The sequence below is a fragment of the Streptomyces sp. NPDC059080 genome, assembly GCF_042739975.1.
Classification (GTDB): Bacteria; Actinomycetota; Actinomycetes; order Streptomycetales; family Streptomycetaceae; genus Streptomyces; species Streptomyces benahoarensis.
This window is the reverse complement of record NZ_JBHYGX010000011.1, coordinates 33,510-49,758: the sequence shown is the minus strand read 5'-3', so window position 1 is coordinate 49,758 and position 16,249 is coordinate 33,510. Positions and strand designations below refer to the sequence as shown.

The following is a 16,249-nucleotide window of genomic DNA, read 5'->3' as shown; positions in this document are numbered from 1 at the left end:
GCGCGCGCCCGGCCCCGCGCCAGCCCGCCACCCCCCCGCGGTCGAGCGGGGGGCGGCGGGTCGGCAGGTCGACGCCGGCGGGCCCCCGCCCCGCCCCCCCGACCGTGCGGGGCCGCGCCCTACCGGGCCGCCGGGCGCCCTCCGCTCCCCTGTCCGAGGCCCTCGCGCCCCCGGACGGCCGCCCCCCACTCGCTCTCCCCCCCACACCCGGGCGATCTTCGGAGGAGTGCCGTCCGCCGGGAACCGTGCGGGCTCCCGGCGGCGGCGTGGGCGGGGCCGCCGCGGTGCCGTCCGCCGGGCGAGCGATCTGGAGGCACCGTGCCCCACATACCGATACGCCGCGCCGCCGCCCTCACCCTGCTCGCCGCCGTCGCCACCGGCACCACCCTCGCCGCCCCGGCCGCCCGGCCGGGCACCCGGACCGCGGCCGCCCGGTTCGCGACCGCCCCGGCGGCGCACCCCCACAACGGCGACCCCGACCCACCGGCCGCACCCGCCGTGGCGTCCCCGCTCGTCATCGCGCACCGCGGCGCGGCCCGCCAGGCGCCCGAGAACACCCTCGCCGCCGTCGACGCGGCCCACCGCGCCGGGCTGACCTGGGTCGAGAACGACGTCCAGCGCACCAAGGACGGCCAACTCGTCGTCGTCCACGACCCGACGCTGCGCCGCACCACCGACGCGGCGCGCGCCCTGCCCGGCCGCGCCCCCTGGCGCGTGGCGGACCTCACCGCCGCCGAGATCGCCCGGCTCGACGCGGGCGGCTGGTTCGCCGCCCGGTTCGCGGGGGAGCGGGTGCCGACCCTCGACCGCTATCTGCGGCGCCTGGAACAGAACCACCAGTCGCTGCTGCTGGAGTTGAAGAACCCCACCCGCTACCCCGGCATCGAGGCCCAGACCCTCCGCCTGCTGCGCGCCGAGGGCTGGCTCGACCGCGCCCACCTCGGACGGCTCATGGTCCAGAGCTTCTGCGCCCGCTGCGTCCGCACCGTCCACCGGCTCGCACCACAGGTGCGCACCGCCGTCCTCGGCACGCCCGCCCTCCGCGACGCCACCCGCTACGCCCGCTTCACCGACGGCATCAACCCGCCGCTGGACCACCTCACCCCGGGCTGGACCGCCGCCGTCCACCGTCTGCGCGGCCCGCACGGCGACCCGCTGCGGATCTACGGATGGGGCCCGGAGGCGGCCCCCGGCGCCCCCGCCGCCGCGGCGCGAGGAATCGACGGAGTTGTCGCATAACGTGCCCAGAGGCGGGATCCAGCTCCTGTCCGGCCCGGTCAGGGCGGGGATTTACGGGATTCGCGCGGCGGAGCTAAGGTGCCTGAGATGTTCGACGCCGCCACGCCCCCCGCATACGCATGGAGACGCAGGATCAGGCCCATGGGTTCCCCCGCGGCACCCGGCGCGATTCCCCGTCCCGCCCCTCCTCTGGGTTCGTACCGGGAGGGCCCTTGACGAACGAGATACCCGACCACAGCGACCGTCGGGTGCCGATGCCCCCCACCGTCGACGCGGGCGGCACCACCGCCACGGCCCTCGCCCCGCCCGCCGCGGCGGCCGTACCGCGGCAGTCCCCCGCACCCCGTCAGGACGCGGCGCCCGCGCCGAAGAAGCAGCGGGACGCGTTCTTCGACAACGCGAAGTACCTCGCCATCGTCCTGGTCGCGATGGGCCACGCCTGGGAACCGCTGCGGGACGGCAGCCGCTCCGCCGCCGCCCTCTACATCACCGTCTACGCCTTCCACATGCCGGCGTTCATCCTCATCTCCGGCTACTTCTCGCGCAGTTTCGACATGCGCAAGGACCGGCTCCAGCGTCTGGTCACCGGCGTCGCCGTCCCGTACATCCTCTTCGAGGTCGCCTACACCTTCTTCAAGCGGTGGGCGGACGACGACCCCGGCTACCCCATCAGCCTCCTGGACCCCTGGTACCTCACCTGGTTCCTGGTCGCGCTCTTCATCTGGCGGCTGACCACCCCGCTGTGGAAGATCGTCCGCTGGCCGGTCCCGCTGGCACTCACCATCGCCGTCGCCGCCTCCCTCTCGCCGGAGATCGGTGACGACCTCGACCTCCAGCGCGTCCTGCAGTTCCTGCCGTTCTTCGTTCTCGGCCTGAACATGAAGGCCGAGCACTTCAAGCTCGTCCGCAACCGCCGGGCCCGCATCGCGGCCGTCCCGATCATGGCCGGGGCGCTGCTCTTCGCGTACTGGGCCGCGCCGCGGATGAACGCCGCGTGGTTCTACCACCGCGACAGCGCCCAGGAACTGCACGCCCCCTGGTGGAGCGGCGCCATCATGACGCTCGCCCTGTTCGGCTGCTCGCTGGTCCTCGTCGCCTGCTTCTTCGCCTGGGTCCCGGGCCGCACCATGTGGTGCACCGCCCTCGGCGCCGGCACCCTCTACGGCTATCTGCTGCACGGCTTCCTCGCCAAGGGCTCCCGCTTCTGGCACTGGTACGACGCCGCCTGGCTGCACACCCCGTGGGGCGCGATCCTGCTGACCCTCATCGCGGGCACCGTCATCACGCTGTTGTGCACCCCACCCGTGCAACGCGCCTTCCGCTTCGCGATGGAACCCAAGATGGACTGGGCGTTCAAGAAGGACCCGGTGGGCGCCGCCCGCCGCCACTGACCGCCACCCGTACCCACCAGGGCGCCCGCCACCGGATTCTTCCGGCGGCGGGCGCTCTGCCGTCCGTCACGCGCGGTGCGGCTCCTCGGACACCAACTCGTAGCGCACGCCCAGCGACTGCAGCGCGTCCTGCTCCTCCTGCGGCAGCTGTGCGTCGGAGATGACGAGGTCGAAATCGGCGAGCGGCGCCAGCTCGTAGAGCGCCTGACGGCCGAACTTCGAATGGTCGACGAGCAGCACCTTCCGCCGCGCCGCCGCCATCAATGCCCGCTTGACCAGGACGTTTTCCTGCGCCTGGTGGTAGCAGTGGCCGTTGTCGACGGCCGAGGTGGACAGGAACGCGACATCGGCGCGGAAGCTGCGGGCGCTGTCGGCGGTGGACATGCCGAGGAACGCGTTGAACGCCGCGTGGTACTCGCCGCCCAGCGCGATCACCCGGATGTCGGGCTCCTCCGCCAACTCGTTGATCACCTGAAGGGAGTTGGTGATGACGGTGTACGCGCCGCGCGAGGACAGCGCCCGGGCCAGCGGCAGCGCCGTACTGGAGTCGTCGATGATCACGGCCTGCCCCGGCTCCGCGATGGCCAGCGCCGCCGCACAGATCGCCTCCTTCGCCGCGACCTGCTCATTCCCCCGCCACCGCGCATTGGACTCGAAGAGCGCATTCGGCGCGGCCGTCGCCCCGCCCCGCACCTTCCGCAGCCACCCCTGATGCTCCAGCGTGTCCAGATCCCGGTGCACGGTCATCTGGCTGACGCCCAGCTCCTGCACCAACTCCTCGATCGTCACCTGCCCCTCGGCCAGCACCCGGTCCGCGATCCGCTTACGGCGTTCCCGGGGCGTGAGCTTGGCGGCGGGGGCGTCGGCAGCGGCTTCCGGGACGGGGGTGGCGGGGGCTGTGCGGCCGGCTGCGTCCGGCCGACGGGGCGTGCCCGGCTGATCGGTTGCGTCCGGCTGACCGGGTGCGCCTGGCTCACTGGCTGCGCCTGGCTCACCGGTTGCGTCCGGCTCACTGGCTGCGCCCGGCTGACCGGCCGCGCCCGGCTGACCGGAGGTGGCTGGCCGGCCTGAGGCGGCCGTCTGACCGGCCGTGCCGGCCGTACTGGCCGTGCCCGCCCGGCCTGCGTCGCCCTGCGGGCGGTCGCCCTTCGGTTCGGGGGCCTGCGGGTTCGCCTCCGGGCCCGGTCGGCCGTCCTCCGGATCCGGCCGGTCCGCCTCCGGGCTCCGCCGACCTGCCGCCGGGCCCGGCCGCTCGGTCTCCGGGGCCCGGCCGTGCGGGCCCCCGCCCGTGACCGAGGCCCGATTGCCTTCGCTGTCGGTCAACGCGTCGTCCCTTCGCGGATCGGATGTCGGCCGCCCTCAGCACGGCTGGCCCCCTACCCGGGGATTTTAGGTCGTGCCCTCGAATCGGCGTGCGGGCTGTGGACCGACGGCCGAACGACCACCCGGCCGCCTCGGCCCCTCCCGCGCCCGCAGCTGCTCCCGAGGGCGGGCCCTGTCCGTCGAGTCGCGCGGGTACGGATACGCCGCTCGGTCAGGCCACGGCCCCCACGCCGCCCGCCGGGCCCCGCCTCGCCCCCTCACTTCGCCTCCCCGTAGCAATCCACCACCGCCGTTGTGAACGGGAACCGCACCGGTGTCGGGCCGAACGTCAGGCGGCCCGCCGCGTCCGCCGCCGACGCGATGGCCGTCGCGACCGTCTCCGTCTCCTCGGCGGGACAGTGCACGATCACCTCGTCGTGCTGGAAGAACACCAACTCCGCCCGCAGGCCCGCCTCGTGCAGCGTGTGCCGCAGACCCGCCAGGACCAGCAGCGCCCAGTCGGCGGCGCTGCCCTGGACCACGAAATTACGGGTGAACCGGCCGCGCGCCCGCGCCGCCGCCCCGCCGCCGTACCCGCCCCCGTCCTGCTCCGCCCCCGCCTCCTCCTGCGGCAGCCCGGCCTCCTCCGGCGACGCCACCGACGCGGGCGGGCACGTACGGCCCAGCCACGTCCGCACCAGCCGCCCCTCCTCGCCCGCCCGCGCCGCGTCGTCGACGTACGCCACCGCCGCCGGATAACGCCGCCGCAGATCGGCCAGATGCTTCAGCCCGTCCCCGGACGTCTGCCCGTAGATCGCGCCCAGCAGCGCCAGCTTGGCGCGGTCCCGGTCGCCCCCGAAGGCCCGCGCGGCGAGATCCGCGTACAGGTCACGGCCGGTGCCCGCCACCTCCATCAGCCCGCGGTCGCGCGAGACGGCCGCCAGCACCCGCGGCTCCATCTGGTCGGCATCGGCCACCACCAGTCGCCACCCCGGATCGGCCCGCACCGCCCGCCGTACCACCTTCGGTACCTGGAGCGCGCCGCCGCCGTTGGTCGTCCAGCGGCCGGATACCGTCCCGCCCGGGAGGTACGCGGGCCGGAACCGCCCGTCGTGCACCCACTGCTGCAACCACGCCCAGCCATGCGCCGTGTGCAGCCGGTACAGGGCCTTGTACGCCAGCAGCGGTGCCACCGCCGGATGGTCGATCCGCTGCAGCTCCCACTTGCGCGTCGAGCTCAGCGTGATGCCCGCGCCCGCGAACGCCCGGACGATGTCCTGCGGCAGATCGGGCCGGACCCGCGCCCCGCCGAACGCCCGCGACACCTCCTCGGCCAGCTCCGCCATCCGCCGCGGCTCCAGCCCGCCGGGGAACCGCTCGCCCAACAGCTCGTCCAGCAGCGCCCGGTGCACATCGGCCCGCCACGGCACCCCGGCCCACGTCATCTCCGCCGCGACCAGCATCCCCGCCGACTCCGACGCCAGCAGCAACCGCAGCCGCTCCGGCATCTCCGTCCGCTCCGTGCGCGCCACCTGGTCCGCGTAGACCTCCAGCAGCGCCGTGAGCTCGTCCGTCCCCGGCGGCAGCGGCACCGGACCCGGCTCGAACAGCGACGGCTGGGTGTCGGCCGCCCGCACCGGCGCATCCTTCGGCACCGGCAGCCCCCGCAGCCGCGCCCACGCCGCCGCCAACGACCGCGGCTGCCCCCGCTGCCCCTCCTCGTGCCCGATCAGCAGCGCCTCCGCCGCCTCGACGTCGTAACACCGCTCCACCCGCAACCCCGCCGCCAGCAGCCCGCGGTACAGCTCGGGCGTCGAGCGCCACACCCACCGCTCCACCCCGGGCCGGGCCCGCACCGCCGCCGCGAGCGACGGCTCCCGCACCACCGGCCCCGCGGGTCTGCCCTCCGGAGTGAGCGGACAGAGACGCACACCCCCGTCGTCCGTCTCCGCCACCGCCCATCTCATGCCACGAAGTCTTGCACCAGGGTCTGACAATCGCTCTGACCAGCGGTTTTGTCGTGTCCAGCCGCTGCCCGAGGGCACACCGCCGTACGAGGTGCGCCGCGCCCGCCCGCCGGGCTCATCCGCCCGGCCCACCCGCCGGGCACGCACGCCCCGCACGCCCGCGCAGGCCACTCGCCGGGAGCCCTACGAACACTCCTGCCTCGAATTCACCCGAAAGTGGCGCTACCTGGCGACGGTTCGTGCGTTGAGCAGCTTGTCGCTCCACGCGGCTGTGCGTCGCTCACGCGCACGCGCATGTTCCCGAAAGCTGCTTCAGTGAAGAGGTTCGCCGTGAAGTTTGTCTCCAAGGCCGCCGTTCTGTCCGTCGCCGCGGGTATCGCCGTCATGGGCGGTGCCGGTGTCGCCTCCGCCTCGGGCCACGGTCACGGCGCCAGCGCCGAGGGTGTCGCCGTCGGTTCGCCCGGCGTCGTCTCCGGCAACGTCATCCAGGTCCCGGTCGACGTCCCGGTCAACGTCTGCGGCAACACCATCAACATCGTCGGGCTGCTCACCCCCGCGTTCGGCAACACCTGCGTCAACGGCTGACGCCACCCCGGCCGGCGCCCGTACGCCACGGACGCCCGCCCCGAAGGCCGGCCCGGGACCGCACGGTTCCCGGGCCGGCCTTCGGCTTTCCCGGCCGCGGGACACGGCCCGCCGCGTCACGCCACCCGGATACGGTGATATCTGCCTATGGTTTCGCTGCATTCGAGTGAATCGGCGAAACCGCACCCTGCGAAGTGAGTTGTCCAGGACGCTCCGGATACGGGCACTCCGCCTCGAAAGGGTAAATTGTGATCAAGAAGGTCCTGGCCACGACGGCCGTAGCCGCGTCACTCGTCGGCATTTCGGCGACCGTCGCCCCCCAGGCAATGGCGATCGGCAACGACAACGGCACCTCCACGGTCAACGGCAACGGCGCCAAGACCGCGTTCGGCAACTCCACCACCAAGGGCAAGATGAGCCCGCAGCTGGAGCTGATCCAGGGCTCGCTCAACAAGCCCTGCATCGGCCTGCCGCTCAAGGCGAACGTCGGCTCCCTCATCGGCTTCATCCCGATCACCGTTCAGGACGTCAACGTCCTGTCCAGCCCGCAGAACCAGCAGTGCACCGAGAACTCCACCCAGGCCAAGGGCGACGAGCCGCTGTCGCACATCCTGGACAACATCCCGGTGCTGTCCGGGAACGGCGCCGGTAACCACTGACCCTGCCGTCGGCCGTCGGCCGGTCCTCCCGGTTCTCTCCTCCCGGGCGGACCGGACCGGTGGCGCCCCGTCGCCTATGTGGGGCGGGGCAGCGCGACCCCTCTCGGTAGGAATTCGTATGCGGCGAATCCCTCGTATGTGTGGCCCGCGGTGGCTTTTAACGACAGGGTCGCGCGAAAGCACGGCGACAATCGCCGGGCGGATCCAGGCTGTTCGGACAATTTTTCCGAAAACTCCTCCACGGGAGTTTCGTCGGCGAGGGGACATCGTTACCAATATCGGCAGCGGAGTGACGGGCGAGCGGTTTGCGTCCGTGCGACACGAAGGACGTGTGCGCTATCGAACCGCTGCAGGAAAGGGCTCAAAGTGAAGTACACCAAGATCGCCGCTGTTGCCGCAGGCACGCTGATGGCCATCGGTGCCGCCACCCCGGCGTTCGCCGACGCGGATGCCTCGGGTGTCGCCGCGAAATCGCCCGGCGTCCTCTCCGGCAACGACATCCAGATGCCGATCCACCTGCCGATCAACCTGTGCGGCAACACCGTCGACATCGTCGCCCTGCTCAACCCGACTTTCGGCAACACCTGCGTCAACGACTGATCCGAAGCTTTTCGGATTGCGTTGTCCAGGTCGGCCCCGGTGCACATTCCGTGTGCCGGGGCCGACCGGTTCCACCCCGAATTCGACGCGTCCGTGGAAAGTCGCGCGCCTTTTCGGCACACGTTCCGGGCAAGATGCATGTTCGGGGGTTTCCCTGCGCGCAGGGACTCGTTGGGCAGAGGGAATGCGGTGATCCGAGCAGCGAAGTGAATGCTCACGTGGCCGGGATGTCGCGCCCCGTCGAACACCGCCCGAGAAGGGACAGTTCACAGTGAAGTACGCGAAGTCCGCCGCCGTTCTGGCCGGTTCCGTCATGGCTCTCGGCGCGGCTGTTTCCGCTTTCGCGGAAGGGCAGCCGACGGCTCCGAGCATGAGCCTCAACGGTGGTCTCAACGACGCGCTCCACAGCGAGCAGCTCGACGGTCACCAGATCCGGCCGCTGGTCGACACCGTCACGGGCGTGGCGAAGACGGCGAAATCCGGTCCGAAGAAGATCCTGGGTGGTGCCACGGGGGCGGCCCGGGACGGAAAGCTGCTCGGCGGCCTGCCGCTCGGGAAGTAATTCCGTACGCGGGGCTGCGGCGACGGGTGCGGGGAAGCTCAACACCGGAGAATTCCCGGTTCGCGGCGCCGGATACCCCGTGTTTCTGCGGTCACTTCCCAGGCGATTCCGATCAAGCAGTGCGGGTCGGGGACGCCAGCTCATTTGAGTGAATCAGCGCAACTCGGCCGGACGGCCGAAGTTGGGCACGTTGCCCGGCCCCGGGCAACCCGGAAAACGAAGGACAATCAATGATCAAGAAGGCTCTGGCGACCGCAGCCGCGGCTGCGTCCGTCGTTGGTATCGCCGCCGCTGCCGCCCCGCAGGCGATGGCGATCGGCAACGAACACGGCACGAGCTCCGTCAACGGCAACGGCGCCATGCAGGCGTACGGCAACTCCTCGACGTACGGCTACATGAGCCCGCAGATCGGCCTCATCCAGGGCTCGCTCAACAAGCCCTGCATCGGTCTGCCCGCCAAGGCGAACATCGGCTCGCTGCTCGGCGCCGTGCCGATCACGGTCCAGGACATCAACGTGCTGTCCTCGCCGCAGAACCAGCAGTGCACCGAGAACTCCACCCAGGCCAAGGGTGACGAGGCGCTGTCGCACATTCTGGACGACATTCCGCTGCTCTCGGGCAACGGCGCCGGCAACCACTGACCGGCACCCGCTGACCCGGGCTGCCCGGCCCTTCTTCTTCAGGGCGGCCCGGGTTTCCCTTTTCCCGCTTCCGTATCCCTTCCGAATGGTTTCCGGTGTGGTGATGCGTACGGATATCGGAAGGTGTGCGCGTACGGATTACGGAATGCGTACGCGAGGAATGCGGGCGGGGAAATCCGGGCGGTCGGAAACGGCGTTCGGGCGGTCGGAAACGGCGCCGGGGAATGCGGGACGGAATTTCCGGCATCGTTATCCGTGCGTGACCATTACGGGCCCGGGTCACTCGTTGGTCATGGTGTGTGGAGGGACGCATGCCCATGCGTTCGCGGGATTGATGGGGTTGCGGACGCATGGGCATGCCGTCGGAAGTGGCACGAGGCCCGCGTCGCCGGAGAATCGGCGGCGCGGGCCTCGTGTGTGTCCGGGCCCGTCAGACCTTGGGCAGGCCGGCAGGCCGGCAGACCGGGAGCGGGCCGGCCTTGAGGCCGACGGCGCCGGTGCGGTGCGGGGCGCGTGTGAACGAAGGGGGCGGCCGGGCGCCCGCGGTATCGCCATCTCTTCGGGTGACGGACCGGAACCAGGCGCGGTGCAGCGGGTTGTTGAAACAGGGCTTCTGTACCGGAAGTCCTTGTACCGAAGGGTTTGCACGATGAAGAAGATCATGGCGGGCGCCGCTGTCGCGGTGTCGATGCTCGGGTTCTCTGCCGCGGCGGTCCCGCAGGCGATGGCGACCGGCGACGACCACGGCACGTCCACCGTCAACGGCAACGGTGCCAAGACCGCCTACGGCAACTCCACCACGCACGGCAAGCTCAGCACCCAGCTCGGGCTGGTCCAGGGCTCGCTGAACGACCTGTGCCTCGGTGTGCCGGTCAAGGCGAACGTCGGCTCCCTCATCGGCCACGTGCCGATCACCGTTCAGGACATCAACGTGCTGTCCAACCCGCAGAACCAGCAGTGCGCCGAGAACTCCACTCAGGCCAAGGGCGACGAGCCGCTGTCGCACATCCTGGACGACATCGCCGCGCTGTCCGCGAACGGCGAGCACAACAGCTGACGGCCCGACGTCCCGACTGCCGCGTACGCCTCCGGGTGGCCGGTCCCGTGACCTCCGCGGCGCGGCTCCGGCCACCGGGGCGTACGGATGCGGGGCCGGGTCCGTCGTTCGCCGCGGCCCGGGGCGTGGCGTGGTGAGGTCGCCGCGTTCCGGGGCCCGGCGGGGAGGGGGAAGGGAGCGGGACCCGGCCGTGACCGGCGGGCCCGCGGTGGGGGGGCGTGCTCGGCGGCCGGCCGAGCGGATCCGGCGGGCCGCTCGGCCTGGGCCGCCCGGTCGAGACGGCCGTCGGCATCGCCGGACGACTCGACCGCAGCGCCGTCGCACCTGCGGGCCTGGTGGCGCTGCGGCTGGAAGCCACCCGGCCCGGACGACGGACTGTGCGGATCAACGCGCCAGGGGCCTTCTCCGGTACGGGAAGGATCGTTCTTTCCCTCATTGGTGGGACCAGGCTTCCCGGGGGTTTGAAGCGGCTCGAACGGAGCGGACGGGTGCGCCGGCGACTGCCGCGTGCGCCAGGGGCGGGCACGGGCGGGGGTGCGCGCCGGAGCCGAAGGGGGCGGCCTCTGAGAAAATAGCAGGACAAAAGACGTAAAAGCGATAAAAAGGGGGAGTGTGGCATGCGCATAGCGCTGGCGCAGACCGACTGTCTCTTGGGGGATGTGGAGGGGAACCTCGTCCTCGCCCGCGAGCAGATCGAGCAGGCCGCGGCGGAGGGCTCGGATCTGGTGGTGTTCCCCGAACTGAGCCTGCACGGCTACCACTTGGGCGCCCTGGAGCGGGACACCTCCGTGGAGGTGCGTGATCCGCGGCTGCTGGAGCTGAGCGCGCTCGGCCCGGACGTCGTGATCGGGTTCCATGAGCACACCAGCCTGCGGGCGTACAACACCTCGGCGTATTACGCGTCCGGGGAGCTGGTGCATGCGCACCGCAAGCTCTATCTGCCGAACTATCTGGCCTGGGAGGAGCGCAAGCACGTCAGCCCCGGGCAGTCGATGCGCGCGTACGGCCTCGGGAAGGAGCCGGGCGGCGGGCGGGCGGCGACGCTGGTGTGCAACGACGCGTGGCAGCCGGTGCTGCCGTGGCTGGCGGTGCAGGACGGGGCGGAGGTGCTGTTCGTGCCGACGAACAGCGCGGCGAGCCTGGACCCGGAGGCGATGGACACCGGGCTCTACTGGGACACCCTGCTCTCGTACACGGCGCGGATGCTGCAGTGCTGGGTGGTCTTCGTCAACCGGGTCGGCAGCGAGCACGGCGCGACCTTCTGGGGCGGCTCACGGGTGGTGGATCCCCGGGGCGCGGTGGTGGCGCAGGAGCCCAAGTGGGAGCCCGCGCTCGTCACCGTCGACGTCGACCCGTCCGAGGCGCGTCGGCAGCGCCGCGCCGTGCCGCTGGTGGCCGAGGCGCGGCTCGGGCTGGTCGACCGCGAGGTGCGGCGGCTGATCGACGAGGGCGGGGACCACTGAGCGGCGGGGCTACGGGCCGCCGAGCCGGGGCTGCCGGGCCGCGGTGCGGGGATTCGCGGCCCGGGGCCGGGCCGGGTCAGTGCCCGGCGGCCGTCGTCTCCGTACGGGGCGTGGCGGACGCGGCGGGCTGCTCGGGCCGCTCGGGGGTGTGGTCGTCCTTGAGCGCCTTGGCCTCCGACTTGAGGATGCGCATCGAGCGGCCGAGGCCGCGGGCCATGTCCGGCAGCTTCTTCGAGCCGAAGAGCAGGACGCAGGCGACGATGATCAGGATCAGGTGCCAGGGTTCGAAGGCGTTCCGGAGCATGGTGCGCTCGCTTTCGTCGGGGGTGCCTGCGGACGTTCTGCCCAGTATGACCGGAACGGGCCCGGCGTCCGGCGGAGGGGGGCAACTGGAGGACGTCGCCCCTCGGTGTTCACCAAAGGGCCGCGCGGTCGTCGGGGCGGCGTTCCCCGTGCGAGGCGTGCGCGGAGAGGGTGACGGCCCTGAGCGCCGCGCGGCGGACGGCGTAGCGGGCAGCCGTGGCGACCCCCGGCAGCTTATTGAAAATGGTAATCATGTGGCGATGGTAGTCCGGTGTTGCCGGCCGGGCTCGGCGGCGGGTGTGGCGGGGCGATGGATTCACGCCGATCGAGGGCGGGTGCGGGCGTGATAAGGGGCGCGGTGGAGCGGGAGGGAACCTGTTGGCGTCGGCGTGCGTCCCAGCGGCGACCAGTGGGGCGGGTGAGGTGCGCGGGGACGACGGGGCTCGGGTGGGGTTTCCGTGTTTGACGTGCGGTAACGGTGTCGGCACCCCCTGTCGTGCACGTGCATCTGTACATGCATCTGCATGTGAACCTGGTTATGCTGCCGAGTAGTTGAACGACAGTCATGATCCGGGAGAGCCCTGTGCCGCACGCATACAACGGGATGGCCGCGACCGATCTCCCCGACGCCGCCTGGCAGAAGAGCCGCCACAGCAACTCGCAGGGATCCTGCGTGGAGTTCGCGAAGCTCCCCGGCGGGGAGGTGGCGGTGCGGAACTCGCGTTTCCCCGAGGGGCCCGCGCTGATCTACACGCCCGCCGAGGTCGAGGCGATGCTGCTCGGCGTCAAGGACGGGGAGTTCGACCACCTGGTCCGCGACTGACCGTCCGGGGCAGCGACTGAGACCCATAGCCGCAGGTCAGCGGCTTTTTTGCGCATGCGCTGGCCGAGGCGGGGCCGTGCTCCGGGAGGCGCGGGGCGTCGCCCTGCGCGTACCGCCCGTCGTCGTGTACGTACGCCCTTGGGGCGCCCGTCGCTGTGTCCGGTCACAGGTGTGCCGGGGCCTCCGTGGGGGTGGCCCCGGCGTGTGGTGTGTCCATGCCGGTCCGTCCCGGGGGCGGTGCGCGCCCCCGGCGGGGCGGGTTACGGAACCCGGAAGAGCGCCCAGACGATCTTGCCGTGGGGGGCGCCGGAGAGCGGCTGCCAGCCCCAGCTGTCGCTGAACGACTCGACGAGGTACAGCCCGCGGCCGCCCTCCGCCCCGAAGTCCGCCTCGCCGGCGACCGGTGAGTCGTCGCTGGGGTCACGGACCGCGCACACCAGTCGCGAGGACCAGTGCATCAGGTGCAGCCGGGCCGGCGGGGTCTCGTCGGCGAGCTGCGGGGCGGCGAGGACCGCGTGCCGCAGCGCGTTGGTGACCAGCTCGGAGACGACCAGTTCGACGCCGTCGAAGAGGCCCTCAAGACCCCAGTCGCCGAGCGTGTCACGGGTGAACTTCCGTGCGCCGCCCACCGATTCGTAGCGCGGTGGCAGCGAGCAGGAGGCGGAGCCGGAGACTGTCCAGGGGTCGACGGGAAAGACGCTTTGCCCTAATGGATCGAGCCTGGTCAAAACCTTGGTCCCCATGCGAGGCACTCCTGGCGTTCGCGGACGTCATGACCCGGCCGGTCAGCGGGGTCTGGCGGATCTTTCACGAGCGTGCATGCGTGCGACGCCCATGGTTCCGAATGCGTACGCCAGATGCAAGGGCAGATGCACGTGCACGCGCCGGGGTTGCGGGGATGTCTTCCGGTTCGCGGTTAATTCTTCTCCCGTGCAGAGTGTGGAGGGCATGGGCGGACCTCACATATCAGTAACCGGCCGAGCACTCAACGCCGCAGGAACGTGGCAGACTGCCGGGCATTGTTGGGCGGGTCGGGGCCATGGGAGGGGCGAAACGGTGTCCGCAAGTGAGTCGAACGGGTCGGTGGTGCGGAGGATCCTGCTGGGATCCCAGCTGCGCCGACTGCGGGAGTCGCGCGGCATTACCCGGGAGGCGGCGGGGTACTCGATCCGCGCCTCCGAGTCCAAGATCAGCCGCATGGAACTGGGGCGGGTCAGCTTCAAATCCCGTGACGTGGAAGACCTGTTGGCGCTGTACGGGGTGAGCGACGAGCAGGAGCGCGCCGCGTTGCAGTCCCTGGTGCGCGAGGCCAACGTCGCGGGCTGGTGGCACAGTTACTCCGATGTGCTCCCCGGCTGGTTCCAGACGTATATCGGCCTGGAGGGCGCCACTTCGCTGCTGCGCACCTATGAAGTGCAGTTCATTCATGGCCTGTTGCAGACGGAGGAGTACGCCGACGCCGTGGTACGGCGCGGGATGCCGGACGCCACGCCGGAGGAGATCGAGCGCCGGGTCGCGCTCCGCCTGGAGCGGCAGAAGCTCCTCGTCGCCGAGCGCCCGACGGAGTTCCACTGCGTGCTCGACGAGGCCGCGCTGCGCCGCCCGTACGGCGAAAGACAGGTGATGCGCGAGCAGTTGAGACATCTCATAGAGGTGTCGGAACGGCCGAATGTGCGGCTTCAGGTGATGCCCTTCCAGATGGGCGGTCACTCCGGGGAGAGCGGCGCCTTCACGATGCTGGGATTCCAGGAGGACGGGCTGCCGGACATCGTCTATCTGGAGCAGCTCACCAGCGCGCTCTACGTGGACAAGCCCGAGGAGGTCGCCCAGTACGCACGGGTGATGGGGCGGTTGCAGGCGGAGGGGCCGAGCCCCGCGGAGAGCCGGGACCTTTTGCGTGGTCTACTCCAATTGATGTGACGCGTGGGTAGTATGACCAGCCATCAGGAGGCAATACCCCACAACTGGGCGCCGCGCGCGCCCTGTTCTCCAGATCGGGATGGCATGTCCTACTTCGACGACTTGGCGTACCAGTTCATCGACGGCGAGTGGCGCTCCGGCAGCGGCTCGTGGGACATCGTCGATTTCAATCCCTACAACGGGGAGAAGCTGGCCTCCATACCGGTCGCCACGGCGGCGGAGATCGACGAGGCGTACCGCGCCGCGGAGCGTGCACAGCAGGCGTGGGCCGACACCAACCCGTACACCCGGCGGCTGGTCTTCGAGCGGGCGCTGCGGATCATCGACGACCGCGAGGCGGAGCTGGCCGAGGCGATCGCCGCGGAGGTCGGCGGCACCCACGTCAAGGTCGGCTTCGAGCTGCATCTGGTCCGGGAGTTCCTGCGCGAGGCGATGCAGCTGGCGCTGCGCGCGGAGGGCCGCATCCTGCCGTCGCCGGTCGACGGCAAGGAGAACCGCCTCTACCGGGTGCCGGTCGGCGTCGTCGGGGTGATCAGCCCGTTCAACTTCCCGCTGCTGCTGTCGATGAAGTCGGTGGCCCCGGCGCTGGCGCTCGGCAACGCCGTGGTCCTCAAGCCGCACCAGAACACGCCGATCTGCGGCGGCGGGCTGGTCGCCCGGATCTTCGAGGAGGCCGGGCTGCCGGCCGGGCTGCTGAATGTCGTGGTCACCGACATCGCCGAGATCGGTGACGCGCTGATCGCGCATCCGGTCCCCAAGGTCATCTCGTTCACCGGCTCCGAGAAGGTCGGGCGGCACGTCGCGACGGTCGCCGCCGGGCACTTCAAGCACGCCGTGCTGGAGCTGGGCGGCAACAGCGCGCTGGTCGTCCTCGACGACGCGGACGTCGACTACGCCGTCGACGCCGCGGTCTTCAGCCGCTTCATCCATCAGGGCCAGGTCTGCATGGCGGCCAACCGGGTGCTGATCGACCGGTCGCTGGAGCAGGAGTTCACCGAGAAGTTCGTGGCGAAGGTCGCCTCCCTCAAGGTGGGCGACCCGGCCGATCCGGCCACCCACATCGGGCCGCTGATCAACGAGGGCCAGGCCGAGGCGATCACCTCGCTGGTCGGGCGGGCGGTCGGCGAGGGCGCCACCGCGCTGCTGCACGGCACGAGCGACGGCACGCTCGTCGGGCCCAGCGTGCTCGGCGGGGTGGCGGAGGACTCGTGGCTGCTCCACCAGGAGATCTTCGGGCCGGTGGTGGTGCTGGTGCCGTTCGACGGTGACGACGACGCGGTGCGGATCACCAACGCGTCGCCGTACGGCCTGAGCGGCGCGGTGCACACCGCGGACATCGAGCGGGGCGTGCGGTTCGCCAAGCGCATCGAGACCGGCATGATCCACATCAATGACGGCACGGTGCACGACGAGCCGATCGTGCCGTTCGGCGGCGAGAAGAACTCCGGCGTGGGCCGCCTCAACGGTGACGCGATGGTGGAGGCGTTCACCACCACCAAGTGGATCTCCATCCAGCACGGCCGCTCCCGCTTCCCGTTCTGACGGCCGCTTCCCGTTCCGACAGCGGCTTCCCGTTCCCGCGATCGCTTCCCGCTCCGGCGATCGCTTCCCGTTCCGACGGCGGCGCGGGCCGCACGCCCCGGGCGCGGGTACGGCCCGGCCGCCGCCTCGGGGTACGTCCTAGGCTGGTGCCACCGGGCGCGCCGGTCTGCGCGATCCGGGTGTGGCGGACGGAGG

At 71.3% G+C, this 16,249-nt stretch carries 17 protein-coding genes; 12 read left to right on the top strand and 5 right to left on the bottom strand.

The features are described 5' to 3' along the window. Positions 1-327: 327 nt before the first annotated feature. Together ACFWWQ_RS11785 and ACFWWQ_RS11780 are read left to right on the top strand one after the other, a co-directional pair. Complete coding sequence (locus ACFWWQ_RS11785) at positions 328-1,239, top strand: glycerophosphodiester phosphodiesterase (RefSeq protein ID WP_384594403.1); 912 nt, start codon at positions 328-330, stop codon at positions 1,237-1,239. 212 nt (positions 1,240-1,451) lie between these two features. Continuing rightward, positions 1,452-2,630, top strand: a complete 1,179-nt coding sequence (locus tag ACFWWQ_RS11780) for an acyltransferase family protein (protein WP_384594021.1) — start codon at positions 1,452-1,454, stop codon at positions 2,628-2,630. A gap of 66 nt (positions 2,631-2,696) precedes the next feature. Here the strand turns inward: ACFWWQ_RS11780 and ACFWWQ_RS11775 are convergent, their stop codons facing one another. Next, a complete protein-coding gene (locus tag ACFWWQ_RS11775) occupies positions 2,697-3,449 on the bottom strand; it encodes a DeoR/GlpR family DNA-binding transcription regulator (RefSeq protein WP_384594400.1) in 753 nt (250 codons plus the stop codon). Positions 3,450-4,210: 761 nt separating this feature from the next. Continuing rightward, a complete protein-coding gene (locus ACFWWQ_RS11770; RefSeq protein WP_384594018.1) occupies positions 4,211-5,899 on the bottom strand; it encodes a bifunctional 3'-5' exonuclease/DNA polymerase in 1,689 nt (562 codons plus the stop codon). A 294-nt stretch (positions 5,900-6,193) separates the two neighbouring features. On the opposite strand from ACFWWQ_RS11770, the gene ACFWWQ_RS11765 reads away from it, so the two are divergent. The 7 genes from ACFWWQ_RS11765 (at position 6,194) to ACFWWQ_RS11735 (ending at position 11,466) form a co-directional block, all read left to right on the top strand. After that, positions 6,194-6,484 (top strand): chaplin, encoded by a 291-nt coding sequence (locus tag ACFWWQ_RS11765; protein ID WP_384594015.1) that lies wholly within the window; start codon positions 6,194-6,196, stop codon positions 6,482-6,484. 248 nt (positions 6,485-6,732) lie between these two features. Further along, positions 6,733-7,143: a rodlin gene (locus ACFWWQ_RS11760; protein ID WP_384594012.1), complete on the top strand. Its 411-nt coding sequence runs from the start codon at positions 6,733-6,735 to the stop codon at positions 7,141-7,143. A gap of 366 nt (positions 7,144-7,509) precedes the next feature. Then, positions 7,510-7,743 (top strand): chaplin, encoded by a 234-nt coding sequence (locus ACFWWQ_RS11755; RefSeq protein WP_384594008.1) that lies wholly within the window; start codon positions 7,510-7,512, stop codon positions 7,741-7,743. A gap of 271 nt (positions 7,744-8,014) precedes the next feature. Continuing rightward, complete coding sequence (locus ACFWWQ_RS11750) at positions 8,015-8,305, top strand: hypothetical protein (RefSeq protein WP_384594006.1); 291 nt, start codon at positions 8,015-8,017, stop codon at positions 8,303-8,305. Between the two features lie 230 nt (positions 8,306-8,535). Continuing rightward, complete coding sequence (locus ACFWWQ_RS11745) at positions 8,536-8,946, top strand: rodlin (protein ID WP_384594003.1); 411 nt, start codon at positions 8,536-8,538, stop codon at positions 8,944-8,946. Between the two features lie 649 nt (positions 8,947-9,595). Continuing rightward, complete coding sequence (locus tag ACFWWQ_RS11740; protein WP_384594000.1) at positions 9,596-10,003, top strand: rodlin; 408 nt, start codon at positions 9,596-9,598, stop codon at positions 10,001-10,003. A 617-nt stretch (positions 10,004-10,620) separates the two neighbouring features. Further along, positions 10,621-11,466, top strand: coding sequence for a nitrilase-related carbon-nitrogen hydrolase (locus ACFWWQ_RS11735; RefSeq protein ID WP_384593997.1), 846 nt, complete (start codon positions 10,621-10,623; stop codon positions 11,464-11,466). A 76-nt stretch (positions 11,467-11,542) separates the two neighbouring features. On the opposite strand, the gene tatA is transcribed toward ACFWWQ_RS11735, so the two are convergent. Then, a complete protein-coding gene (gene tatA / locus ACFWWQ_RS11730; RefSeq protein ID WP_384593994.1) occupies positions 11,543-11,770 on the bottom strand; it encodes a Sec-independent protein translocase subunit TatA in 228 nt (75 codons plus the stop codon). Between the two features lie 109 nt (positions 11,771-11,879). After that, positions 11,880-12,023: a hypothetical protein gene (locus ACFWWQ_RS11725; protein WP_384593991.1), complete on the bottom strand. Its 144-nt coding sequence runs from the start codon at positions 12,021-12,023 to the stop codon at positions 11,880-11,882. Between the two features lie 329 nt (positions 12,024-12,352). On the opposite strand from ACFWWQ_RS11725, the gene ACFWWQ_RS11720 reads away from it, so the two are divergent. Continuing rightward, positions 12,353-12,592: a DUF397 domain-containing protein gene (locus ACFWWQ_RS11720; protein WP_143944084.1), complete on the top strand. Its 240-nt coding sequence runs from the start codon at positions 12,353-12,355 to the stop codon at positions 12,590-12,592. Between the two features lie 260 nt (positions 12,593-12,852). On the opposite strand, the gene ACFWWQ_RS11715 is transcribed toward ACFWWQ_RS11720, so the two are convergent. Beyond that, a complete protein-coding gene (locus tag ACFWWQ_RS11715) occupies positions 12,853-13,335 on the bottom strand; it encodes an ATP-binding protein (RefSeq protein ID WP_384593988.1) in 483 nt (160 codons plus the stop codon). A 313-nt stretch (positions 13,336-13,648) separates the two neighbouring features. Between ACFWWQ_RS11715 and ACFWWQ_RS11710 the strand changes: the two genes are divergently transcribed. Together ACFWWQ_RS11710 and ACFWWQ_RS11705 are read left to right on the top strand one after the other, a co-directional pair. Further along, complete coding sequence (locus ACFWWQ_RS11710) at positions 13,649-14,512, top strand: helix-turn-helix domain-containing protein (protein ID WP_384593985.1); 864 nt, start codon at positions 13,649-13,651, stop codon at positions 14,510-14,512. 84 nt (positions 14,513-14,596) lie between these two features. Further along, positions 14,597-16,054, top strand: a complete 1,458-nt coding sequence (locus tag ACFWWQ_RS11705; protein WP_384593982.1) for an aldehyde dehydrogenase family protein — start codon at positions 14,597-14,599, stop codon at positions 16,052-16,054. Positions 16,055-16,249: the final 195 nt, after the last annotated feature.

What these genes read in the sequence shown, in the direction of transcription:
- ACFWWQ_RS11770 (WP_384594018.1), bottom strand. Translation starts at nt 5,899, where the DNA reads ATGAGATGGGCGGTGGCGGAGACGGACGACGGGGGTGTGCGTCTCTGT.
- ACFWWQ_RS11715 (WP_384593988.1), bottom strand. Translation starts at nt 13,335, where the DNA reads ATGGGGACCAAGGTTTTGACCAGGCTCGATCCATTAGGGCAAAGCGTC.
- ACFWWQ_RS11705 (WP_384593982.1), top strand. Translation starts at nt 14,597, where the DNA reads ATGTCCTACTTCGACGACTTGGCGTACCAGTTCATCGACGGCGAGTGG.
- ACFWWQ_RS11745 (WP_384594003.1), top strand. Translation starts at nt 8,536, where the DNA reads ATGATCAAGAAGGCTCTGGCGACCGCAGCCGCGGCTGCGTCCGTCGTT.
- tatA (WP_384593994.1), bottom strand. Translation starts at nt 11,770, where the DNA reads ATGCTCCGGAACGCCTTCGAACCCTGGCACCTGATCCTGATCATCGTC.
- ACFWWQ_RS11765 (WP_384594015.1), top strand. Translation starts at nt 6,194, where the DNA reads ATGTTCCCGAAAGCTGCTTCAGTGAAGAGGTTCGCCGTGAAGTTTGTC.
- ACFWWQ_RS11740 (WP_384594000.1), top strand. Translation starts at nt 9,596, where the DNA reads ATGAAGAAGATCATGGCGGGCGCCGCTGTCGCGGTGTCGATGCTCGGG.
- ACFWWQ_RS11725 (WP_384593991.1), bottom strand. Translation starts at nt 12,023, where the DNA reads ATGATTACCATTTTCAATAAGCTGCCGGGGGTCGCCACGGCTGCCCGC.
- ACFWWQ_RS11735 (WP_384593997.1), top strand. Translation starts at nt 10,621, where the DNA reads ATGCGCATAGCGCTGGCGCAGACCGACTGTCTCTTGGGGGATGTGGAG.